Genomic DNA, 21,748 nt, shown 5'->3' with positions numbered 1-21,748 from the left:
AGAAGGCGGCAGCAGTAGCCGCTTTTTCTGTCTTTTTGTAGCTGCCTCTTTGAGTTGACCCACACATAATACAGAAGGGAGTAGTTAATTGTTGACTATTTCATCTGTATGGATCTACAAAAAGATTCTTAATAATATTGAGGTGAAACAGGTTGTCTAAAATCATTGCCATTGCCAACCAAAAGGGCGGTGTAGGGAAAACTACAACATCGGTCAATTTGGGAGCCGGGCTGGCTACGCTGGGGAAGAAAGTTCTGCTTGTTGATATTGATCCACAAGGGAATACAACCAGCGGTATTGGTATAAATAAAGCTGATGTTGCTAACTGCATATATGATGTTCTAATTAATGAGGTTCACCCCAAGGAAGCTATCACGCCTACACAAATTGAAGGCTTGGATATGATCCCGGCTACGATTCAATTGGCTGGGGCGGAAATTGAACTTGTGCCTACCATCTCGCGTGAGGTACGGCTGAAGAAGTCCCTGCAGCAGGTGAAGAGTCTGTATGACTATATCATTATCGATTGTCCTCCTTCATTAGGCATCCTGACGATCAACTCGTTAACCGCCGCGGATTCTGTCCTGATCCCTATTCAATGTGAGTACTATGCCCTTGAAGGACTTAGTCAGCTGTTAAACACGGTGCGTCTTGTTCAGAAGCATCTTAATACTTCTCTACAAATTGAAGGTGTTCTGCTTACCATGTTCGATGCCAGAACTAATCTGGGCATCCAGGTCATTGAAGAAGTGAAGAAGTATTTTCAGCAAAAGGTCTACAAAACCGTTATTCCCCGCAATGTTAGACTTAGCGAAGCGCCTTCTCACGGGCAGTCAATTATTACGTACGACCCTCGCTCTAAAGGGGCAGAGGTGTATTTAGAATTGGCAAAGGAAGTGATTTCTTATGAGTAAGCGCCTGGGAAAAGGACTTGACGCGCTGATTCCATCGCTTTCTGTTAGTGATGATGATAAGGTGGTAGAAATTCCGCTTAATCAGCTTCGAGCAAATCCCTATCAGCCTCGTAAGACTTTTGATGAAGAAGCCATCAAGGATCTGGCAGAATCAATTCGTCAGCATGGCGTAATTCAGCCGATTATTGTTAGAAGTGTACTTAAGGGTTATGAGATTATCGCTGGTGAACGGCGATTTAGAGCTTCACAATATTGTGGAAATACTACCGTACCCGCTGTCGTTCGCAACTTCACGGATCAGCAGGTTATGGAAATCGCTCTTATAGAAAACCTTCAACGTGAGAACCTAAACGCGATGGAGATCGCTGTTGCCTATCAGGGGCTCATGGATCAATTTGAATTGACACAGGAAGAATTATCCTTAAAAGTAGGAAAGTCCCGTTCTCATATCGCCAACTTTCTGCGCCTGCTAGCCCTCCCTGAAGAGGTCAAAGATTATGTTTCACGTGGAACATTATCCATGGGACATGCGAGAGCTATTGTGGGACTGAAAGACACAGCTATTATAAAACAGCTGGCTAAACAATGCATAGAGAATGAGTGGAGTGTTAGGGAGCTTGAAGATGCTGTGCAGCAGCTGGATCGCAAAAAGCTCGACACTTCTAAAGTGAAAATTGCTGCCAAGAAGAGAGATCCTTATATTGAGGAAGTTGAGGAAACTCTCCGCGAGAGATTCAAAACCACAGTAAAAATCAAGCCGGCTAAGGATAAAGGCAAGATTGAAATTAACTATTTCAGCCAGCAGGATTTGCAGAGATTACTTGACATGCTACAGTGAGAAATTGACATATTTCCCTTGATTACATAAGGGAGGTATGTCTTTCTTGGTCTTATTAAGCAAAGCTGACCTAGAGGGGAAGGGTGGGAAGTAGTGATTTATTTAGATCATGCAGCGACCTCGTGGCCTAAACCCGCAGGAGTTATTGAGGCAGTGCAAGAAGCGCTATCGGGAACTGCAGCGAATCCGGGCAGAGGGAACCATGCAATGGCTATTCAAGCCGGCAGAGTCCTGATGAAGACAAGAAGCCGTCTGGCCACTCTTCTCGGAGTAGAGAACCCCGTAGATATCGCCTTTACATCCAATACGACCAGTGCGCTTAACCTTGCAATTAAGGGGTTTCTTCAACCAGGGGATCATGTGCTTGCTACAATGGTGGAGCATAATTCGGTAAGGCGTCCACTGGAGTTTCTAAAGCGTACTATGGGGGTTAAGGTTGAGTATATATGTGTAAATGAGAAGGGCGAAATTGACCTTTTAAGTATGAAGAGTGCCTTTAGGGAAAATACTCGATTAGTGGTGTGCAGTCATAGCTCCAATCTGCTTGGAAGTATTGCGCCCATTGAAGAGATCGCTGCACTGACTCATCAGCATGGAGCCGTACTGCTTGTCGATGCAGCACAGACAGCAGGAGCTTATCCCATCCATGTGAAGGACATGGAAATAGATATGCTTGCCTTTCCGGGACATAAATCCTTACTTGGACCTCAGGGGACAGGCGGGCTCTATATAAGTCCTGAGATTAATTTGGTTCCTCATCTGCATGGAGGGACAGGGAGCCAATCCGAAGAGGTGGAACAGCCCTCCGTTCGTCCGGATCGTTATGAAGCAGGCACCCCCAATACGGCAGGTATTGCCGGCTTAGGTGAAGGGGTTAGAGAGGTGCTTGCAGAGGGAGTAGAGAACATTTACCGCAGGGAATGGTTGTTGACACAGGAGCTGATGCGAGGGCTCTCCGAGATCCCAGGTATTAGCTTGCTCGGTCCAGAACTGGGAGCGCCCAGAACGGGAATTGTAACTTTTAACGTTGCGGATCAAGATGCTGCTGAAGTGGCATTTCGTCTTGATCGGGAGTACCAAATTGCAGTGAGAGCCGGCTTCCATTGTACTCCGTTAGGACATGAGACAGCTGGCACTACTTTAACGGGAGCGGTAAGAGCAAGCATAGGTTACTCTTCAACTGCCGAAGACGTGTACGCACTAATAGAGGCCATGCAGCAGTTATATAGAGCATAGATCATTATAGAGGGGTAGAGCCAGGCATGCAGGAATGGAATAAACTTATCAGCGAGCAATTGGGATTCATCATCGTGGGAACCGCCTTATTGTTTATCTTATTTCTCATCTGGAATATCGTACAGGGAAGCAAGCTGAAGAAGATGCGCCGTAAGTACGAGATTATGATGGCAGGGGCTGGGGTAGAGAATCTGGAGACCCTGTTGATTGACCTTAAGGTCCAACTAGATTCTATTGAGGATGAGCAGGGGGATCAGCAGCGGCAACTGCAATCCATCCAGAATCTGCTTCCTAAGCAAAAAGCAAAAATAGGCATTAAGCGATATAATGCCTTTAATGAACGAGGGAATGAACTTAGCTTCTCTGTGGCATTCATAGATAGCCAGCAGGACGGAATCGTTCTAACCGGAATCTACAATCGGGATGGCTCTTATGTATATGCGAAGCCAGTCGTTAAAGGGGAGTCGCCTTATTCGCTCTCTCCTGAGGAAAAGGACGCCATTCTTCTCGCCGAACAAGAGGCCTGAAGCTGCGGTCCCATTCTTTTATAGCTCCATATAGGCTAGTTGCAATAATATCAGACAGACGCATTACAAGACTAAGCCGAGTGTTCTGTAATACAAAATATTCCATAAAGCCGCCGACATTGACGATGCCCGTAAGATGGATATCGCCGACCGGCGGCAGTTCTTTATTTACCCCTGCACCGGGACGAAGAGGACCGTGAACCACCTGAATACAGCCTACACTGGATGATTGGCCCAGGCACGCGTCGATTCCAATTACAAATGGGTTATCATGCACCTGTTGTATGTGAAGAAGAGTATCTTGAAGATTCATGGCATGCACAGGATCATCCAGGGTACCATAGAGATGGAAGTTGCTGCACTGCAGCTTGGCTAGGGCTGTTCCAACAAGAGGGCCCAGACAATCCCCTGTGGACCTGTCAGTACCAATACAGACAATGACAATCTCCTGCCTGGCTGTCAGCTTGGCGAAATGGAGAAGAAGCCGATGAATAATTGCCGAATGTATGCCGGGCTCAGTATGTAGTATTTTCAAATAGGGGATCTCCTGGGCCGCAAGGGTTGGATCTGTATGAGACATAAAATCTTCCTTTCCATTCAATATAGGAGAGCGCTATCGAACTGACACGAGTAACGTAGAATTCATATAAGGATGGGCCTAATAGAACATGAGGACGGGACTTGGTGATAGTAGTTAGTATATGAAGATTAGAAAGATTTTATACTTGGAGGAACGCCTGCTATTCCGCTTAAGAAGGAGAAACGTATAATGATGGATAATTGGCTTGTGATGGCCTTTGATTCTACCCAGCAGGCGCTGCGCGCGGAGATGCTGCTTGAATATTCCGAAGTGGAGATGGATCTGTTCCCCACACCGAAGGAGATCACAGCGGGGTGTGCGCTGTCTATTCAATTTGATCCTGAGAGTTTGCCTGTGGTGAAGAATATTATAAAATCAGAGAGGGTAGAGATTAGAGGGATCTATTCGAAAGAGAAGCAGGGTTATGTTACGATGGATATAGAGTCGGAATGAAATTTCATTAATTAAGTCAAGGTTGGTTGTATGGATAGAGGAGGGAGTGCCATGTTCTTCGCTGCAGATGCATCATACGGAGCAACAAATCAAGCGGTACAAGCAGCGTTAACTTGGAAAAGTAAAATTTGGGATTGGTTCACGAATATAGATATGTGGGAGAGCGTACTATTTTCCTGCATAAGAATTATAGTCATCATGATCATTACCCGTTTATTTATCAAAATTGTATTCAAATTCATTGACCATTCTCTTCAACGCCACGAGGAAAGCCGTATCAATGTGAATCCCCGCCGATTCGTGACCGTAGGTGAGCTGCTCAAGAATGTGATATCGATAGCGAGTAACTTTATAATGATCATGCTTCTGCTCGGAGAGTTTGGAGTTGAGTTGGCTCCGCTGCTTGCGGGAGCAGGGGTATTCGGTCTAGCCATCGGATTCGGTGCACAAAGCCTGGTCAAAGACGTGATCACTGGATTTTTCATTATACTTGAGGATCAATTTGCAGTAGGAGATGTGATCCAGACGGGTACCCTGAAAGGGACTGTAGAGATTATTGGGCTGCGTACAACCAGACTGGTTAGCTGGACGGGCGAGGTACATATTATTCCTAATGGCATGATTACGAATGTAACCAATTATTCGCTTAATAATGCACTTGCAGTAGTTGATATTCCAATAAGCAACCAGAGAAAGCTGGATGATTGCCTCGAAATTCTAAGAAAGTCCATGACGGAATTAAAAGAGAACACAGAAGGCTTGGCGAATGTGCCTAACGTATTAGGAGTTCAGTCCATTACAACGAGTGAATACGTCGTGAGAATCGCAGCGGAATGCTTGCCTGGCAAACGTTCCGAAGTAGAGCGGGAGATCCAGACTTATGCGAAGGAAGCCCTGGATGCAGACAAGAATGGGCTTGCAGCTGAGGCGTAAGGGATATTTGAAAGTAACCTATGCCTAACATGGAGCGAAGGAGTTGTATATATTGGAACGCAAAACATTTCAGCTTGGTGATATCGTTCAAATGAAGAAAAATCACCCGTGCGGCAGCAATGAAATGGAGATTATCCGGATGGGTATGGATATACGAATTAAATGTGTAGGCTGCAAGCATAGTGTGCTCATTCCAAGGGCCAAGTTCGAGAAGAATATGAAGAAGGTACTCCGATCAGTAGAAGGGGAGCCTGGCAGCGAGAAAACACCGGTAGAGTAAGGTCTGTGGAGACAAAACCCAGTCAACTTATATTGCAAACTGGATTTCAATATGATAAAATCATTATTGCTGCGGAAAGGTACCCAAGAGGCCCAAGGGGGCTGACTCGAAATCAGCTAGGCGTCGCAAGGCGTGCGTGGGTTCGAATCCCACTCTTTCCGCCACTTCTGACTTTAACAAGAATATTAATAAGTAATTAGACAAATCTCCGTTAATTTGCGGAGGTTTTTTTGTTGCTGCAGAATTCATTAGCTAGTTAACAAGCCAAATTAAAAAGGCCCCCAAAAGGGGACCTCTTTGTGGTAGACGGCGCACGATTCGGAATTCTTCTCTCACACAAATGCAGGAGACATTCGGCAAATGCAACCTTACGCTGGAAGCTCCAGGAAGAGGGGTCTTCCTTGGGCACCTCACGTTCCTAACCAGAGAACTAAAGCCTACCCCGTAACTCCTTCTTCACAGAAGAAGCACCGGATATTTCTTTAAATTACACTGTACATCGAGTTGTGAATAAGACTCCTAACGGATGTTTCGCTGAACACGTCCAACGGAACCACACCTCTCTTGTACGCCGTCTAAAGATAGAATGTGCAGAATGACTAAAGCTTATACATTGTAACAAATGGTAAAAAAATACATTAGTGAACACGTGCCTTTTCGGCCTTTTTCCATTTGCGATTCTTTTTGCTTGTCTCCGGGAAGATGTCTCCGCGTTCCAGCTCAACACGTTTCGGATCTTGAATCTGGGTATGGAAGCTGCGCGCTTCACCCACCTCCGTATAAATGCCCGGGTTAGGCGCTTTATCTCCGGGTTCAAACTCAGTCTGTTCGCCCATAATCAATGATCTCCCTTCCATTATTGGAGTAGTTGTCAGACCACCTTAGTGTGCTCGCTCTACTGGCTGTTCATGTGAAGAAGCGGTGAAAGAGACATGGAAGTTCATAACGGATTAGGAACATATATTCTTTATTTCATTCAGTTTCACTTGCATCGGGCTTTCAAATTTGTTATATTACTATGGTGCGAGTTTACGCTCGCTCCTTGCTCCCAAGCAATGCATTGGGGGCCGTGAGTCCAAGAGGAGGTGAAAGATATGCGCAAATACGAAGTGATGTACATTATTCGTCCAGATCTTGAACAAGAAGCTCTTCAAGCTGTAGTCGAAAAATTCCAAGGCATCATCCAAAACGGCGGGGAAATTACAAAGCATGATGTTTTAGGCAAACGCCGGCTTGCGTATGAGATCAACAAGATTCGTGATGGAGTTTACGTTCTAGTGAACTTTACTGCGACTACAGAAGTGATTAACGAGTTGGAACGTATTTTGAAAATTTCCGACGAAGTTATCCGTTATCTCATTACAAAAGACGTTGCTTAATATGTGTTTGTAAATTTATCGCTCAGAGGAGGGGACCAGATTGTTGAACCGTGTCATTCTCATCGGAAGACTTACCCGTGATCCAGAACTGCGTTATACCCCTGCGGGCGTGGCGGTCACCCAGTTTACCATTGCGGTAGACAGACCATTCACCTCACAAGGCGGAGAACGTGAAGCGGACTTTATACCGGTCGTTACGTGGAGACAGCTGGCAGAGACTTGTGCCAACTACTTGCGTAAAGGTCGTCTGACCGCAGTCGAAGGACGCATTCAAGTACGGAATTACGATAATAACGAAGGTAAACGTGTATACGTGACCGAAGTCATCGCCGATAATGTCCGTTTCTTGGAGTCGAATCGAGAAGGTGGCGGAAGCGGTCAACGGGAAGAAGCTCCAGCGTTTGGTGGAGGCGGCGGCGGTGCGAACCGTGGCGGCAACAACAATTCCCGAAGCAATCAAGATCCATTCTCCGATGACGGAAAACCGATCGACATATCGGATGACGATTTGCCATTTTAATATTGGAAAGGACTGATACAGCATGGCTTTTAAACCAAGAGAAGGCGGAGACAACGACAAAAGACCGGCTCGCCGTGGCGGCCGTAACAAACGTCGTAAAGTGTGCTTCTTCACTGTGAACAAAATTACTCACATTGACTATAAAGACACTGAATTGCTGAAGAAATTTATCAGCGAACGCGGAAAAATTTTGCCACGCCGTGTAACCGGCACTAGCGCAAAATACCAACGTTTGTTGACAATTGCAATCAAACGCTCCCGTCAAATCGCATTGTTGCCTTACACAACGGAGTAGTATGAATTACGGAAAGCAGCCAATTTATTGGCTGCTTTTTTTGTTATGCAGAAGTTAATTTTAAGCTCTGATTAAGATTGTAAAACACTAAAAAGCAGAGTGAAAAGTATTTTCTATACGTTACATTAAAAAAAAATTAAAGACAAACTGTAATTATAGTTGGAATTTTAGTAAATTTAATGTATATTATTTACTAATAATGAATCATAGCATTAATAATATACTTGTTTTTATTTGGAAAACATAATGGAAGGCATTAACATTAAAATTGACCCATGGTTAACAAAAAAACCGGTGGGGGACAGCCAAGTATTGCCAGTAAAATTATAATTCCGAGTAAACTTATGTATATTATTGCTTTTTTTATTAGGATATATTGATCAACAATATATTAGAAGTTAATTAAACATTTCTAGGATTCTGAAACATGAGGGGGGTCCCACAGCCCACGTAAGCTTATGGATGAAGCAGTTCATTCATATCGTAGACAGAATTAGGAACACGTGAGGTTAGCTTCGACCCGGAGGGCAGTAAGGAAAGCTTTCAAAATTGAGAAATGGGAGGAACATTTATGGTTAAAACAAAAAAATGGATTGCCCTATTGGCGACACTAACGTTGGTTGGAGCGCTATTTGTAGGATGCAGCAATAACAAATCAAATGAGGGCAGCACTAAAGCCCCAACAGGTTCCGCAGTAGATGCTAGCAAATCTACAGATAAACCGGTTGATGGTGGAACACTGACTTTCAGCAGCTTCTCTGATATCGTATCGATTAACCCGATTTTCGTAGCTGACTCCGCTTCTTCAGATGCAGCGAGATTTGTAATGGCCAATCTGTATGACCTGGATCGTAAAGGTAACCTTACAGCAGAGCCTTGGTCTCTTGCAGCTTCTCCTCTTGAAGTATCAGCTGATGGTAAAACTTACACTGTTAAGCTGAAGAAAGAGGCGAAATGGAGCGATGGTCAGCCAGTAACAGCGGATGACGTTATCTTTACAATTAACACCTTCCGCGACCCTAAAGCAGGTTCACCGGGTATCGGGCAATTTGATAAGGTAGACAAACTCGAGAAAGTTGACGATCAAACGGTTAAGATTACACTTAAGCAAATTTTTGCACCATTCCAATACAGCTTGTTCAACCAACTGATTCCTTATCACGTTCTTAAAGATGTGAAGCCTGAGCAGCTGAAAGACAACCCTTACGGTAAGGATCCTGCCAAGACGGTTACTAACGGAGCTTGGAAATGGACAGAGTGGAAACAAAAGCAGTACCTTACATTTGATAAAGATCCTAACTATTGGGGTCAAAAGCCGCATATCGACAAAGTAGTATATAAAATCTACGCGGATCAGAACACAGAGGTATCCGCATTGATCAAGGGAGACACTGACCTGATCCAAGCTATCCCTGTTACTCAAATTGAGGCCGTGAAGAAGAAAAGTGGAATTTCAGTTCTTCTTGCCCCAGGTCCGTTGTATGAATATGTAGCCTTTAACTTCAAACCAGAAAACTTCCCAGACAAATTTGTACCATTCACTGGGCAGAAGACAAGACAAGCGATTGCTACCGCGCTTAACCGCCAAGGTATGATTGATAATATTCTTAAGGGTACCGGTACTAAACTCAATGCACCGTTCCTTCCAGGTACATGGGCTGATCCAGGATCTGCAGTTACTGAGTATAAATACGATCCTGCTGCAGCTAAGAAACTCCTTGCTGAAGATGGTTGGGTTGCAGGCTCCGACGGCATCTTGACTAAAGATGGTCACAGATTCTCATTCGAGCTTCAATACAACGCAGGTAACAGCCGTCGTCAACAGGTTGCTGCTGTAATTCAGCAGAACTTGAAAGAAGTTGGTATCGAAGTTACACCTAAAGCAATTGACTTCTCTTCCTGGGCTGATAATAACTTGACTCCAGGTAAGTTCCCAGCAGTACTCTTGTCTTGGTCCCTGAACAACCCGGACCCAGATGGCGAGCAAACCTTCTCTTCCAAATACTTCCCGCCAACTGGTCAAAACATGGGCTGGTACAAGAACGAGAAGCTCGATAAGCTTTGGGTAGAAGGTTATTCAACAGTTGACCAAGCAGAACGTAAGAAGATTTACGAAGAAGTTGGTAAAGAAATCTCTACTGATCTTCCATATGTATTCCTGTATCAATATGGTCAGCCAGAAGGTCTGGGATCACGCGTGAAATATGCTGAAGCAGACGCACCAGAAGCATCATTACCTTACGGTTATTTCTTCCACATTCAGAACTGGTGGGTAACTCAATAATTGCAAGATCACAAACGAGGGGGAAGGAGAATCTTCTCCTCTCCCTTTTTTGTTTTCAGGCTTAAATTGATTGTACTAATGTGCAATCCTGGGAGGATCGTTAATGACTGAATATTTCATTCGCCGGGTTCTGCAGTCTATTTTGGTTCTGTTTCTTATCACACTCATTACTTTTGGCCTGATTCATGCTGCTCCGGGTGGACCTACTAAAATTTTCTTGGCACCGGGTCTGTCGCAGGAAGCAGCAAAGATACAGGCACACAATCTAGGGCTCGATCAACCGGTACCCGTGCAATACGTGAAGTGGGTAGGCGGACTTCTGAAAGGTGACCTTGGGTATACATTTAAGAATCATCTTCCAGTAGGACAGATTCTATGGCCTACGGTAGGCAACACGGTAGTACTCATGGGCGTGGCTTGGTTTCTGTCTATGCTGATCGCAATTCCGTGGGGAATTTACAATAGTACTAAGGAATACGGACTTTCGGATCAGACAGCATCATTTGTTTCTTATATAGGCTTTGCCATGCCAACATTTTGGTTCGGTATTCTCCTGCAGGAGCTGTTCGCAATTAAATTGGACTGGCTGCCGCTTTCAGATATGTGGGCTATGGGAAAAGAGGGGGATATCGGTAATCTATTCATGCATCTAATCCTGCCTGTCACCGTGCTGACCTTGGGCTTCCTGGCTGCTTATTCCAAGTATGCCCGCTCCAGTATGCTGGAAGTATTAGAACAGGACTATATCCGTACGGCTCGTGCAAAAGGGGTAAAAGAAAGAAAGGTTATCTTCCGGCATGCTTTGCGCAACGCTCTTATTCCTATTATTACTGTCCTGGGTCTGGATCTGCCAATCCTGGTCGGCGGCGCAGCTCTGACAGAAAGTGTATTTAACTGGCCGGGGATGGGACGCCTGTTCATAGACATGGCTGTAGCCCGGGAATATTCGGTTCTTATGGCAATTACGTTAATCACGGCGGTGGTTGTGATCATTGGTAACCTTGTTGCCGATATATTATATGCTGTGGTTGACCCAAGGGTTCAGCTGGGTAAGGGAGGAAGATCGGCATGAGTGCGAACCTCAATAATGATATTGCACCGGGTGGACAGCCTAGCGTACAGCCTCAGAGAGAGGATGTACAGCCGACTGCTCCCCTCAAGAAGCCGCCGGGTCCATGGATGACGGTATGGAAGAAATTTTCGCGTAACATATATGCGATGACAGGATTGGTTGTAGTACTCATCTTTGTTATTGCTGCTATACTAGCACCTTTACTTGCTCCATATGAACCATCACATATTGACCTTATGTTCGCAAATTTGCCGGCAGGAACAGATAACCATCTGCTGGGAACAGACGAGCTGGGGAGGGACATTTTCTCAAGACTGCTGTACAGTTCACGTATCTCCTTGCTGGTAGGCTTCGCTGTTGCTGCAGCATCGGTTATTATTGGATCCCTGATTGGTTCGCTCGCCGGATACTTTGGCGGCTGGCTCGATACGATCTTCATGCGTTTTGTTGACGTGATGAACTCAATCCCGCTGCTATTCCTGAACATACTCGTACTGGCGATTTTCGGTTCAAAAGTTAGTTATATGATTATGATCTTGGTGTTCACGAGCTGGATGAGCGTAGCCCGTCTGGTACGGGGAACCTTCTTGCAGTTGCGTGAGACACAGTATGTGGAAGCGGCTAAGGCAATCGGGGTGTCGAGCTGGGGAATTATTTTCAGACATTTGCTACGCAATGCCAGCTTTCCGATTATCGTCAATGCAACCTTGATGGTTGGTGGAGCTATTCTTAGTGAATCTGCCTTGTCATTCCTTGGCCTAGGGGTACAAGAACCAGATACGAGTTGGGGTAAGATGCTCAGCAATGCTCAAGAGTTCATGCTGATCGATCCTTTGCAGGCCGTGTACCCAGGATTATGTATCTTGCTCGTGGTATTGGCTGTTAACTTTGTAGGTGACGGCATCCGTGATGCTTTGGATCCTAGACAGAAGAAGAAGCAATCCCGGAGGAGGCTGAACAAATGGCGGAAAGATTACTCGAAGTAGAGAATCTGACAACCGGATTCATGACAGAGAAGGGGTTCGTGAAAGCCACGGACAATATCTCTATAACTATAGAAAAAGGAAAGACACTCTGCCTCGTAGGAGAATCCGGTAGTGGGAAGAGTGTCACGTCCTTATCAATTATGCGTCTAATCGATTATGCCGGCGGTTCAATTCTGGATGGAAAGATCAAATTCCGCGGGGATGATCTTGCCGCTAAAGATCAAGAACAGATGCGCAAGATCCGCGGCAACAAAATTGCAATGATCTTCCAAGACCCTATGTCAGCCCTGAACCCGGTATTCTCGGTAGGGGAGCAGATTGCAGAGAGTCTTAGGCTTCATCAGAACAAGAGTGATTCGGAAGCATGGAAAGAGGCCATTAACCTTCTTAGGATGGTAGGTATTCCAGCACCTGAAATTCGGGCGAAGCAGTATCCGCATGAGTTGTCAGGCGGGATGTGTCAGCGTGTCGTTATCGCGGTAGCTCTGGCCTGCAATCCTGAGCTTCTGATCGCGGATGAGCCTACTACGGCTCTGGACGTAACGGTTCAGGCACAGATTCTGGATTTGCTTCAGAAGCTGAAGCAGGAGCTGGGCATGTCCATTCTGCTGATCACCCATGATATGGGTGTAGCGGCAGAGATGGCTGACCGGATTGCGGTTATGTATGCTGGGGCCATTGTGGAGGAGGGAACGGTAGAAGAGATTTTTGCGAACCCTTCACATCCTTACACGGTAGGGCTGCTCCAGTCTATCCCAGGTTTCGAAGGGACTCGGGGCAAGGAGCTGTATACCATTAAAGGTACAATTCCAGGTCTCGGCAACCTTCCAGGCGGCTGCCGCTTCCACCCTCGTTGTCCGCATGTTATGGATAAGTGCAAGACCCAAGAGCCGCTTGACTTCAAGGTAGGCAATGATCATTCTGCCGTATGCTGGCTGTATGAGGATAAGGCACCTGTGGTACTTGGCAGAAATGGGGGCGAGACAAAATGAGTATGCAGGAACCCAAAATTGAAAGCCAAGAAAATCTGATTGAGGTTAAGCACCTTAAGAAGTATTTTCCGATTAAAGCCGGTCTATTCAACCGTGTAGTCGGAAATGTTAAAGCCGTAGACGATGTGTCGATCTCCATTCGTAAAGGGGAGACGTTCGGACTTGTAGGTGAATCCGGATGCGGTAAGTCTACCTTTGGCCGTGTTGTCCTTAAGCTGCAAAGCGCTACAGAGGGCGAGGTTCTGTTCAATGGCGTAGATGTGCATTCCTTGAACAACTCCGAGCTCCGTAAGCTTCGTGAGGAAATGCAGATTATATTCCAGGATCCATTCGGTTCTTTGAACCCTCGTTTCCTGGTCAAAGATATTATTGGTGAGCCTCTTCGCGTTCACCGCCATATGTCTGCCAAAGAAATTGATAAACGTGTGGTTGAACTGCTGGAACTGGTTGGTCTTGACCCAACTCGACGCAATCGGTACCCGCATGAGTTCTCCGGCGGTCAGCGTCAGCGGATTGGCATTGCCCGGGCAATAGCGCTCAATCCACAGTTCATTGTGGCGGATGAAGCTGTGTCTGCCCTGGACGTGTCTGTCCAATCCCAGGTTATCAACCTGCTGATGAAGCTGCAGAAGGAACTGGGCCTTACTTTCCTCTTCATCGCCCACGGTCTTAATGTAGTTCGTCATATTTCCGACCGGGTAGGGGTTATGTATCTTGGTAAAATGGTCGAGGTAGCCGAGACGGAAGAGCTGTTCGCTCATCCGCTTCATCCATACACAGCAGCGCTGTTGTCTGCCATTCCCAAGCCATCACCAACCCGCAAACGGGAGCGTATTGTATTGAAGGGGGATGTTCCATCCCCTGCGAACCCGCCTTCCGGCTGCAGGTTCCATACTCGCTGTCCGCTTGCACAGGAGAAATGTAGTCAGGTCGAACCGCTGCTGGAAGAAGTCCTTCCAGGCAGACAAGTTGCCTGCCACTTCCCATTGCTTGAAGGCAATGAATTGAAGAATCTTCAATAGTTGTAATCAAGGTCAGTGTAGCGGGTGGAGAAGAGATTCTCTGCCCGTTTTTTTGTGATCAATTAGAAGTGCTCTACATAAGTTGAATTTAAGAATTACCCGCTGGGCAAGAAGGATTCATGCTGCTGCTAAAGTGAACAACTGTATACCATTTAGCAGTACTACCAGTGTTTAATAGTTGATAGATGCTAGTTACTTAGGTTATATTGGTCGATGGGTAAGGCGATTTTAACCTTTTTGTAGTGTTTTGGCGATTCCTGGTAGGTACAATGGAGAATAGAGTTGTATTTGGAAATTAAGGGAGGGCGGAGGCCGGAACGAACTGAGCTTCGGTATAAGCGGTGTAAGTCCCTATAGAGATAGAGAAATAGATTGATATAGACAGGTATAGATATAGCAACAATTACTTTTGACGGATTCCTTGAATACGACTGTAATCATGGCTGCCAGGTAGGATGCGGATGTCAGCGGACATGTAAGACATAGATCTAAATGAAGACTAGTCGTCTTCAAGCAGTATATAATTGGAGGCAGGTTTATGAAGGAACAATCATTGACAAGATTAAAGCCGAAGAAGAGAAACCGGCTGAGAACCTGGGGAATTATTCTCCTTGTTGCTGTTCTTCTCGGCTCGGGTATATATGTATATAGGAAACCTTTGGCAGTTATGGCTTTTGATTTGTTTTTATCTGATCATGTGGAGAAGAAGCTGCAGAAGTCTTATGCACCTCTGCAAGGAGAGCAGCCAAAGCCGGTGGTATATCAGACCAAGCCGTTCACAGCCTTGCTGCTGGGTGTAGACCAGCGGGACAATGAGCCTGCTCGTTCGGACACGATGATCTACTCTGTAATACGTCCTAAAGAAGGCAAGGTTCTGCTTATTTCGATTCCGAGAGACACGTATACCGAGATTGTCGGCCGGAACAAGAAGGATAAGATCAATCACGCTTACGCATTTGGCGGGGAGAAGATGTCCAAAGATACGGTGGAAGCTTTCCTTGGACATCAGGCCGAGTATTACGCCGCGATTAACTTTAAGGGACTCCGGGATGTCGTGGACGCCCTTGGCGGGGTGGAGCTCCCGATTACCAAGGATATTGTGAATAAGGATAAGGACCACGAGAAATTTACGATCAAAGCGAACCAGCCGATCTATAACGGCAAGGATGCCTTGAACTTTGTACGCTATCGTGAGGATAGTGACTTTAACCGGACTAAGAGACACCAACTTTTCTTAAATGCCATGGTAAAAAGAGTGCTTCAGCTCGATCAGGTGTCCAAAATTCCTGAACTTATGGATATCGCCGGCGCTAATTTCAAGACAGATATTCTGCCAAACAATATTATTGATCTTGCGAAGCAGCTGCTGACCGGAGATAATCCGCCTCAGATCTATAGTTATACGATTATGGGTAAGGGAACCCGCATTAATAATGTATTCTATGATCTGGCAGACCAGAAAGATGTAGACTATGCCGAGAAACTGATAGAAAGCTGGTCAAATCCAGATACGACAGACGCACAGCTTCTGCTTCCGGAGAAGCAAGTAATTGAATGATTGTTCATGAGATGCCATAATATATACAGAAGCGACTCTTGGACTGGATCCATTCTGTATATGAGCAAGTTAGACATCTATTCGGCAGTCCGGAGTACCGGCTGCCGATTTTTTCGCCTTGGGCGGAACAATGTCCGTCCTGATACGTACCAATAGGGGGACTTATACTTTCTCCTGTGCAGAGAAAGGATAGAGGAGGATTATTTTCGAAATGAATATTGCATTTTTTTTGCTCCCGAAAAGTGATGTGGTCTCGGTAACCCTGGATGCAACCTTAAGACAGACTTTGGAGCGCATGGAATACCACCGATATACGGCCGTTCCTATTATTGATAAGACGGGAGTATATGTAGGAACCGTAACGGAAGGGGACCTGCTCTGGTATATGAAGAATTCCAAAGGAAAGATAACCTTCGAGAACGCTTCCAAGTTCCTGCTCAAAGATATCCCGCTTCGGGTGGATAACAAACCGGTCTCGATCGATGAAGATATGGAGGATCTGATCAATCTGGCGAAGGTACAGAACTTTGTCCCGGTTGTGGATGATATGAACCGCTTCATAGGTATAGTTAGACGGAGTCAGATCATCGAATATTGTGAGAAATTTGTGTCCCGAAGTGAGACGGCACAGAGACCATAGGACCGGGCAGCAGCCCGCTTACCGGCCCATCCGGGCTAAGGTGGCAGGAAATGATTTTATGCTATAATGGAGAATAAAGCTTTTTCTAGGAGAGAGAGTGATCGGTCTACCATGCATAAAGAAATGGATGTGGCCAAGAGGGCCAAGGTCATTGAATGGCTAAAAACCGAAGTGGTTGATCACGTGTCCCGTCTGTTCAAAGCTCTATGGGAAGGCAGCACGACCCGGATCACGGATAGTCTGGCCAGTCTGATTGTTAGTGGGTATATTCTGGGACGAAGACTTGGGATCTCATTCCGTGATTTGGATGAGAGTATTATGGAGAAGCTGAAAAGGCATAAACAGGAAGGCCATCAGCTTGAAGATTGGTATCAAGATATTTCTGCATTGGAAGAACATATGCGTAAGAGGTGAACCTATTGAAATTTCACTGGACATCTGTTGCCTGGAGCATAGTCTATTTTCTGCTCCTGCTATCTCTGGTAACACCGCTGACTATGGTCACGGTATTGTTCCTTCTGGTGCCGGGCGTGATCTTGTACACGACCTTGTCGAGGATTTCTTTTATACTGCACGTTGTACCTGTGCTCTTGCTACTGATGTATTTGTTAGGTCCTTATTTTATATTGGTGCCGCTGTATTTCTTGATCCCTTCTATTGTTATGGGACATCTGTATAAGACACGTGCGTCGGCCGCGCGTACGCTCCTTGTAGGAGCTGCGACGATTCTGACTGAGTTCATTCTACTGCTCTTGGTCAGCACGGTGTTCTTCGATTTCAATCTCGCACAGACCATTGAGAATGTCATTAACTCTGCTGCGACTCCGCTGCGGGATATGACTAGCAGTAATCTGGCATCAGGGCTGGATTGGACGGAGAAGAAGACAGAGCTGCTGTCGGATCTGGTAAGAACGATTCCTTTTACCATGACGGTGACTTCGCTGGCTATAGCTGCGGTAACGCATGCTATTTCAAGACCAACCTTAAGCAGTCTGGGGCAAATCACCCCCAAAATGAAGCCGTTCCGCGAGCTTAGGCTGCCTCGTTCCTTGGTCTGGTATTACTGCATTGGGCTCATTATTCAGCTATTTGCAGGTGCTGCTGCAGGAGAAGGGTTCCTCGGAACCGTGCTCTTCAACCTGATGCCGCTCCTTCAATTCGGCTTTATTATTCAGGCGGCAGGCTTCTTCTTCTATCTGGCTTATGTGAAGAAGTGGAATATGGTCATTCCTATCCTGCTGACGGTAGCGATTATATTTATTCACCCACTTTGGATTATCGGTTTGTTCGACATTGCATTTCCACTGCGGGACATGGTTACTAGATCAAGACGATAGGGTGAGAAGGCATGCCAAATTTATTGCAAAAGCGCTGGTACGGCTATCAGACCGTGTGGGCGTTCATGCTCATGCTGCTGCTTGTCATTTTCGTATCCTATTACAATTGGGTTCTGGGTCTGGTAAGTATGTGTCTGGTAGGAGCCTTGGCTTATGTAATGCTGCAAGCAGAGCGCAGATTCCGCAAGGAGATGGTCCAGTACATTACGGATCTGACCTTTCGGATCAAAAGAGTGGAGGGCGAAGCCATCAGCCGGCTTCCGTTCGGTGTTATTCTGTATGCTGAGGATAAGACGGTGGAGTGGCACAATCGCTTCGTGGCCGGCATGTTCGGCCGGGGAACTGTGGTAGGGCAGCCGCTTACCGAGCTGCTGCCTCCTCTTCCCCAGTTGTCCAGAGACAAGCGGGAGGGCGACCATAATCGTTCTACGGTAGAGGTTATTATCAATGACCGTAACTATGAATTAACGATACAAGCCGATGAGCGGATGATCTATGTACAGGACATGACCGAGCTTGCTGTTCTGCGGGAGAAATATGAGGACGAGCGTCTGGCGCTAGGCATTATCATGCTGGACAATCTGGACGAGGCTTCCCAGGGAATGGACGACCAGCAGCGTGCTGCGTTGATTGCAAGAGTGGCTTCTTCCCTGACGGCTTGGGCCAAGCAGTATAAGGTATACCTACGCCGTCTGTCCTCCGAACGGTACTTGATGATGTTCAATCATCTGTCACTGAAGGAGCTGGAGCAGAGCCGGTTCGTGATTCTGGATGAGGTGCGGGAAATGACCGCGGATCTGAAGGTACCGATGACGCTTAGTATCGGGCTTGCCTTTGGGTCAGGCAGTATCAGTGAGCTTGGGGAGCTTGCCCAATCCAGTCTGGATATGGCCCTTGGCCGGGGGGGTGACCAGGCTGCTGTGAAGTCGGGCCAGCGTCTGAGCTTCTATGGAGGCAAGACGACGGCGGTAGAGAAGCGCACCCGGGTTCGGGCACGTGTCATTGCTCATGCGCTCCGCGATTTAATGCAGGAGAGCGACCGCGTCATCATCATGGGCCATAGGGTGCCGGATCTCGATGTGATTGGAGCTTCGATCGGAGTTCTGAAGGCAGCGGATATGTACAATGTCGAGTCCCATATTGTGCTGGACGGGGATAACCCGGCAATTGAACGTATTATGGAACGTATTGAGAAGGACGAGGCTTTACGAAGAAGGTTCATCAGCCCAGATCAAGCCATGGCGCTTATGACAGAGAATACACTGCTTATTATTGTGGACACCCACAAGGCATCGATGACAATGGAGCCTAGACTTGTGGAGGAAGCCCGCCGGGTAGTCATTGTGGATCATCACCGCCGGGGTGAGGAATTCATTAACGAAGCGGTGCTCGTGTATCTCGAGCCTTATGCTTCATCCGCCAGCGAGCTGGTGACTGAGCTGCTTCAGTATATTCATGAGAAAGTTGAGCTCAGTCCGCTTGAAGCTACTGCGCTGCTTGCGGGAATAACCGTTGATACGAAGCACTTTGCGCTTCATACCGGATCACGGACCTTTGAAGCGGCGGGCTTCCTGCGGCGCGGGGGTGCGGACACTGTAATGGTGCAGCGCATTCTGAAGGAAGATCTTCAGGAGTATATCGAGAAGGCAGAGATCATCAAGCATGCCCGCATGATCCATGGGCATATTGCGCTTGCGGTAACCGAGCCGAATCGCAAAATACCGCAGCTGCTGATCGCCCAGGTTGCCGATACGCTGCTGAATATGACGAACGTGCTGGCTTCTTTTGTTATCAGCAGCCGGCCTGACGGCATGATTGGGATCAGCGCGAGATCGCTGGGTACCATGAATGTGCAGGTGGTCATGGAGCGGCTTGGCGGCGGGGGACATCTCACGAATGCAGCCGCCCAGCTGGAATGCTCACAGGCTGAAGCCGAGAGAAGGCTGCTTGAAGTATTAGATGAAATCGAAAAAGAAGAGGGGTTATTTGAATGAAAGTAATATTCTTGCAGGATGTAAAGGGACAAGGTAAAAAGGGACAGGTGAAGGAAGTATCGGAAGGCTACGCACAGAACTTCCTGCTCCCTAAAGGTCTTGTTAAGCCAGCAACACAGGGGAATGTGAAGACACTTGAGAATCAATCTGCAGCAGAGCTTAAGCGTAAACAGCAGGAGAAGGAAGAAGCTATAGAGCTTGGCAAGAAGCTTGAAGAGATGACCGTGGGACTGAAGGCCAAATCGGGCGAAGGCGGCCGGTTGTTCGGAGCGATCACAAGCAAGCAGATTGCGGAAGCTATGCAGGCGCTTGGCGTGAAGATCGACAAACGGAAGATCGAACTGAACGATCCTATTCGTACACTCGGTGTAACCCAGGTTACGGTGAAGCTTCATCCTGAAGTGAAAACAACGCTCAAGGTCCAAGTGACGGAGGAATAACATGGGCATGGGCACAGAGTTATTTGTCGATCGAATTCCTCCTCAGAACCTAGAGGCGGAACAGGCGGTTCTCGGTGCCATTCTGCTCCAGTCCGAAGCGCTGATTACAGCGATGGAACGGGTGCGTACCGAGGATTTCTACGATAAGTCCCATCAAATGATCTATGAGACCATGATCGAGCTTGGCGAAGCGAACCAGCCTATTGATCTGATCACGCTGACCTCCCGCCTGCAGGATAAAGGCGAGCTCGAGGAAATTGGCGGGGTCAGCCACCTGGCTAGACTAGCACATGCCGTGCCGACAGCAGCGAACGTAGATTATTATGCTCGAATTATAGAAGAGAAATCGATGCTTCGCCGGCTCATTCGTACCGCGACCCAGATCGTAAGTGACGGGTACACGAACGGGGACGATGTGGGCGGAATGCTGAGCGATGCGGAGCGAAAGATTCTCGAGATCTCCAACGGACGATCCGGCAGCGGATTTATTGCTATCCGTGATGTGCTTATGGAAGTCTTCGAGCGCGTAGAGGTCCTTCATCAGAACAAGGGTACGACAACCGGTGTCTCGTCCGGTTTCGTGGATCTGGACAAGATGACTGCCGGATTCCAGCGAAATGATTTGATCATTGTAGCGGCGCGTCCTTCTGTAGGTAAGACGGCATTTGCCCTGAATATCGCACAGAATGCCGCCGTGCGAAGCAAGGAGACTGTAGCCATCTTCAGTCTGGAGATGTCCGCGGCTCAGCTGGTACAGCGGATGATCTGTGCGGAAGCGAATCTGGACGCCAGTGTGATGCGGACAGGAGACTTCAAGAGCGATGACGATTGGTCGAAGCTGACGATGGGTATCGCGGCTCTCTCGGAAGCCGAGATCTATATCGATGATACGCCGGGCATCACCGTGGCGGATATCCGGGCTAAATGCCGCCGCCTCAAGAAAGAGAGAGGCCTTGGCATGATCGTGATCGACTACCTGCAGCTGATTCACGGGCGCGGGAAGGCTGGCGAGAACCGCCAGCAGGAAGTATCCGAGATCTCCCGTACGCTGAAGCAGATTGCCCGTGAGCTTGAAGTGCCCGTAATTGCACTGTCCCAGCTCAGCCGGGGTGTGGAGCAGCGTCAGGACAAGCGTCCGATGATGTCCGACCTTCGGGAATCGGGTTCCATCGAGCAGGATGCCGATATCGTAGCTTTTCTATACCGGGATGATTACTACAATCAGGAGACCGAGAAGAAGAATATTATCGAGATTATTATTGCCAAGCAGCGTAACGGTCCGGTAGGCACCGTGGAGCTGGTATTCTTGAAGAATTATAACAAGTTCGCGAACTATGAGCGGGCTCATGCGGATCCTTTTGCCGGATAAGCAATTTGAACTATCGAACTCATCTTCATATAACTAGGCATATTTCCGAACAATTCTGCACCGAGGTGTGGGATTGTTCGTTTTTGATTTGACTTTGAA

24 protein-coding genes and 1 tRNA gene are annotated in these 21,748 nt (G+C 47.1%); 23 read left to right on the top strand and 2 right to left on the bottom strand.

Features of this window, described 5'->3' with window-relative positions; translation table 11 throughout:
• Positions 1-152: 152 nt before the first annotated feature.
• The 4 genes from ACEN86_RS20755 (at position 153) to ACEN86_RS20740 (ending at position 3,515) form a co-directional block, all read left to right on the top strand.
• Positions 153-914: a ParA family protein gene (locus ACEN86_RS20755; RefSeq protein ID WP_433944821.1), complete on the top strand. Its 762-nt coding sequence runs from the start codon at positions 153-155 to the stop codon at positions 912-914.
• A complete protein-coding gene (locus ACEN86_RS20750) occupies positions 907-1,752 on the top strand; it encodes a ParB/RepB/Spo0J family partition protein (RefSeq protein ID WP_495632368.1) in 846 nt (281 codons plus the stop codon). Before ACEN86_RS20755 ends, ACEN86_RS20750 begins: the two co-directional genes overlap by 8 nt.
• Before the next feature lie 93 nt (positions 1,753-1,845).
• On the top strand, positions 1,846-2,988 hold the full coding sequence (locus ACEN86_RS20745; protein ID WP_495632367.1) for an aminotransferase class V-fold PLP-dependent enzyme: 1,143 nt from the start codon (positions 1,846-1,848) through the stop codon (positions 2,986-2,988).
• 26 nt (positions 2,989-3,014) lie between these two features.
• Positions 3,015-3,515, top strand: coding sequence for a DUF4446 family protein (locus tag ACEN86_RS20740; protein ID WP_495632366.1), 501 nt, complete (start codon positions 3,015-3,017; stop codon positions 3,513-3,515).
• On the opposite strand, the gene yyaC is transcribed toward ACEN86_RS20740, so the two are convergent.
• Positions 3,442-4,095: a spore protease YyaC gene (gene yyaC / locus ACEN86_RS20735; RefSeq protein ID WP_495632365.1), complete on the bottom strand. Its 654-nt coding sequence runs from the start codon at positions 4,093-4,095 to the stop codon at positions 3,442-3,444. The genes ACEN86_RS20740 and yyaC overlap by 74 nt on opposite strands.
• Before the next feature lie 189 nt (positions 4,096-4,284).
• Here yyaC and ACEN86_RS20730 point away from each other — a divergent pair, with 189 nt between their 5' ends.
• The 4 genes from ACEN86_RS20730 to ACEN86_RS20715 all read left to right on the top strand — a co-directional run bounded on the left by ACEN86_RS20730 (position 4,285) and on the right by ACEN86_RS20715 (position 5,925).
• Positions 4,285-4,548, top strand: a complete 264-nt coding sequence (locus ACEN86_RS20730) for a putative Se/S carrier protein (protein WP_495632364.1) — start codon at positions 4,285-4,287, stop codon at positions 4,546-4,548.
• A 51-nt stretch (positions 4,549-4,599) separates the two neighbouring features.
• Entirely contained in the window at positions 4,600-5,481 is an 882-nt protein-coding gene (locus ACEN86_RS20725; protein WP_495632363.1) for a mechanosensitive ion channel family protein, read from the top strand.
• 52 nt (positions 5,482-5,533) lie between these two features.
• Positions 5,534-5,761 (top strand): DUF951 domain-containing protein, encoded by a 228-nt coding sequence (locus tag ACEN86_RS20720; RefSeq protein ID WP_495632362.1) that lies wholly within the window; start codon positions 5,534-5,536, stop codon positions 5,759-5,761.
• A gap of 73 nt (positions 5,762-5,834) precedes the next feature.
• A tRNA-Ser gene (locus ACEN86_RS20715) sits at positions 5,835-5,925 on the top strand.
• A gap of 474 nt (positions 5,926-6,399) precedes the next feature.
• On the opposite strand, the gene ACEN86_RS20710 is transcribed toward ACEN86_RS20715, so the two are convergent.
• A complete protein-coding gene (locus tag ACEN86_RS20710; protein ID WP_127198856.1) occupies positions 6,400-6,597 on the bottom strand; it encodes a YjzC family protein in 198 nt (65 codons plus the stop codon).
• A gap of 258 nt (positions 6,598-6,855) precedes the next feature.
• On the opposite strand from ACEN86_RS20710, the gene rpsF reads away from it, so the two are divergent.
• The 15 genes from rpsF (at position 6,856) to dnaB (ending at position 21,649) form a co-directional block, all read left to right on the top strand.
• Positions 6,856-7,140, top strand: a complete 285-nt coding sequence (gene rpsF, locus ACEN86_RS20705; protein WP_495632361.1) for a 30S ribosomal protein S6 — start codon at positions 6,856-6,858, stop codon at positions 7,138-7,140.
• A 40-nt stretch (positions 7,141-7,180) separates the two neighbouring features.
• A complete protein-coding gene (ssb, locus tag ACEN86_RS20700; RefSeq protein WP_495632360.1) occupies positions 7,181-7,660 on the top strand; it encodes a single-stranded DNA-binding protein in 480 nt (159 codons plus the stop codon).
• A gap of 22 nt (positions 7,661-7,682) precedes the next feature.
• Positions 7,683-7,955: a 30S ribosomal protein S18 gene (gene rpsR / locus ACEN86_RS20695; RefSeq protein ID WP_082927055.1), complete on the top strand. Its 273-nt coding sequence runs from the start codon at positions 7,683-7,685 to the stop codon at positions 7,953-7,955.
• A 571-nt stretch (positions 7,956-8,526) separates the two neighbouring features.
• The gene (locus ACEN86_RS20690) at positions 8,527-10,239 is read left to right on the top strand and encodes an ABC transporter substrate-binding protein (protein ID WP_495632359.1); all 1,713 of its coding nucleotides are present in this window, start codon (positions 8,527-8,529) and stop codon (positions 10,237-10,239) included.
• Between the two features lie 103 nt (positions 10,240-10,342).
• A complete protein-coding gene (locus ACEN86_RS20685) occupies positions 10,343-11,311 on the top strand; it encodes an ABC transporter permease (protein ID WP_495632358.1) in 969 nt (322 codons plus the stop codon).
• Positions 11,308-12,297: an ABC transporter permease gene (locus ACEN86_RS20680; protein WP_495632357.1), complete on the top strand. Its 990-nt coding sequence runs from the start codon at positions 11,308-11,310 to the stop codon at positions 12,295-12,297. The genes ACEN86_RS20685 and ACEN86_RS20680 overlap by 4 nt, the downstream gene beginning before the upstream one ends.
• The gene (locus ACEN86_RS20675; protein ID WP_495632356.1) at positions 12,273-13,289 is read left to right on the top strand and encodes an ABC transporter ATP-binding protein; all 1,017 of its coding nucleotides are present in this window, start codon (positions 12,273-12,275) and stop codon (positions 13,287-13,289) included. The genes ACEN86_RS20680 and ACEN86_RS20675 overlap by 25 nt, the downstream gene beginning before the upstream one ends.
• Positions 13,286-14,311, top strand: a complete 1,026-nt coding sequence (locus ACEN86_RS20670; protein WP_495632355.1) for an ABC transporter ATP-binding protein — start codon at positions 13,286-13,288, stop codon at positions 14,309-14,311. Before ACEN86_RS20675 ends, ACEN86_RS20670 begins: the two co-directional genes overlap by 4 nt.
• Before the next feature lie 538 nt (positions 14,312-14,849).
• Positions 14,850-15,869 carry an LCP family protein gene (locus ACEN86_RS20665; protein WP_495632354.1) on the top strand — a complete coding sequence of 340 codons (1,020 nt, stop codon included), beginning with the start codon at positions 14,850-14,852 and terminating at the stop codon, positions 15,867-15,869.
• A gap of 211 nt (positions 15,870-16,080) precedes the next feature.
• Complete coding sequence (locus tag ACEN86_RS20660) at positions 16,081-16,509, top strand: CBS domain-containing protein (protein ID WP_495632353.1); 429 nt, start codon at positions 16,081-16,083, stop codon at positions 16,507-16,509.
• Between the two features lie 111 nt (positions 16,510-16,620).
• On the top strand, positions 16,621-16,923 hold the full coding sequence (locus tag ACEN86_RS20655) for a MazG-like family protein (RefSeq protein WP_433944805.1): 303 nt from the start codon (positions 16,621-16,623) through the stop codon (positions 16,921-16,923).
• 5 nt (positions 16,924-16,928) lie between these two features.
• Entirely contained in the window at positions 16,929-17,846 is a 918-nt protein-coding gene (locus ACEN86_RS20650; protein ID WP_495632352.1) for a DUF2232 domain-containing protein, read from the top strand.
• A gap of 11 nt (positions 17,847-17,857) precedes the next feature.
• A complete protein-coding gene (locus ACEN86_RS20645) occupies positions 17,858-19,840 on the top strand; it encodes a DHH family phosphoesterase (RefSeq protein WP_495632351.1) in 1,983 nt (660 codons plus the stop codon).
• Complete coding sequence (gene rplI, locus ACEN86_RS20640) at positions 19,837-20,280, top strand: 50S ribosomal protein L9 (protein ID WP_495632350.1); 444 nt, start codon at positions 19,837-19,839, stop codon at positions 20,278-20,280. The genes ACEN86_RS20645 and rplI overlap by 4 nt, the downstream gene beginning before the upstream one ends.
• A 7-nt stretch (positions 20,281-20,287) precedes the next feature.
• Positions 20,288-21,649: a replicative DNA helicase gene (dnaB, locus tag ACEN86_RS20635; protein WP_495634365.1), complete on the top strand. Its 1,362-nt coding sequence runs from the start codon at positions 20,288-20,290 to the stop codon at positions 21,647-21,649.
• Positions 21,650-21,748: the final 99 nt, after the last annotated feature.

The sequence above is a fragment of the Paenibacillus sp. Paensp111 genome (genome assembly GCF_059492195.1).
Note: the sequence above shows the minus strand (reverse complement) of the source record. Positions and strands in the feature narration are given on the sequence as shown.

What these genes read in the sequence shown, in the direction of transcription:
- ACEN86_RS20750 (WP_495632368.1), top strand. Translation starts at nt 907, where the DNA reads ATGAGTAAGCGCCTGGGAAAAGGACTTGACGCGCTGATTCCATCGCTT.
- ACEN86_RS20740 (WP_495632366.1), top strand. Translation starts at nt 3,015, where the DNA reads ATGCAGGAATGGAATAAACTTATCAGCGAGCAATTGGGATTCATCATC.
- yyaC (WP_495632365.1), bottom strand. Translation starts at nt 4,095, where the DNA reads ATGTCTCATACAGATCCAACCCTTGCGGCCCAGGAGATCCCCTATTTG.
- ACEN86_RS20730 (WP_495632364.1), top strand. Translation starts at nt 4,285, where the DNA reads ATGATGGATAATTGGCTTGTGATGGCCTTTGATTCTACCCAGCAGGCG.
- ACEN86_RS20725 (WP_495632363.1), top strand. Translation starts at nt 4,600, where the DNA reads ATGTTCTTCGCTGCAGATGCATCATACGGAGCAACAAATCAAGCGGTA.
- ACEN86_RS20710 (WP_127198856.1), bottom strand. Translation starts at nt 6,597, where the DNA reads ATGGGCGAACAGACTGAGTTTGAACCCGGAGATAAAGCGCCTAACCCG.
- rpsF (WP_495632361.1), top strand. Translation starts at nt 6,856, where the DNA reads ATGCGCAAATACGAAGTGATGTACATTATTCGTCCAGATCTTGAACAA.
- rpsR (WP_082927055.1), top strand. Translation starts at nt 7,683, where the DNA reads ATGGCTTTTAAACCAAGAGAAGGCGGAGACAACGACAAAAGACCGGCT.
- ACEN86_RS20690 (WP_495632359.1), top strand. Translation starts at nt 8,527, where the DNA reads ATGGTTAAAACAAAAAAATGGATTGCCCTATTGGCGACACTAACGTTG.
- ACEN86_RS20685 (WP_495632358.1), top strand. Translation starts at nt 10,343, where the DNA reads ATGACTGAATATTTCATTCGCCGGGTTCTGCAGTCTATTTTGGTTCTG.
- ACEN86_RS20680 (WP_495632357.1), top strand. Translation starts at nt 11,308, where the DNA reads ATGAGTGCGAACCTCAATAATGATATTGCACCGGGTGGACAGCCTAGC.
- ACEN86_RS20675 (WP_495632356.1), top strand. Translation starts at nt 12,273, where the DNA reads ATGGCGGAAAGATTACTCGAAGTAGAGAATCTGACAACCGGATTCATG.
- ACEN86_RS20670 (WP_495632355.1), top strand. Translation starts at nt 13,286, where the DNA reads ATGAGTATGCAGGAACCCAAAATTGAAAGCCAAGAAAATCTGATTGAG.
- ACEN86_RS20665 (WP_495632354.1), top strand. Translation starts at nt 14,850, where the DNA reads ATGAAGGAACAATCATTGACAAGATTAAAGCCGAAGAAGAGAAACCGG.
- ACEN86_RS20660 (WP_495632353.1), top strand. Translation starts at nt 16,081, where the DNA reads ATGAATATTGCATTTTTTTTGCTCCCGAAAAGTGATGTGGTCTCGGTA.
- ACEN86_RS20655 (WP_433944805.1), top strand. Translation starts at nt 16,621, where the DNA reads ATGCATAAAGAAATGGATGTGGCCAAGAGGGCCAAGGTCATTGAATGG.
- ACEN86_RS20645 (WP_495632351.1), top strand. Translation starts at nt 17,858, where the DNA reads ATGCCAAATTTATTGCAAAAGCGCTGGTACGGCTATCAGACCGTGTGG.
- rplI (WP_495632350.1), top strand. Translation starts at nt 19,837, where the DNA reads ATGAAAGTAATATTCTTGCAGGATGTAAAGGGACAAGGTAAAAAGGGA.
- dnaB (WP_495634365.1), top strand. Translation starts at nt 20,288, where the DNA reads ATGGGCACAGAGTTATTTGTCGATCGAATTCCTCCTCAGAACCTAGAG.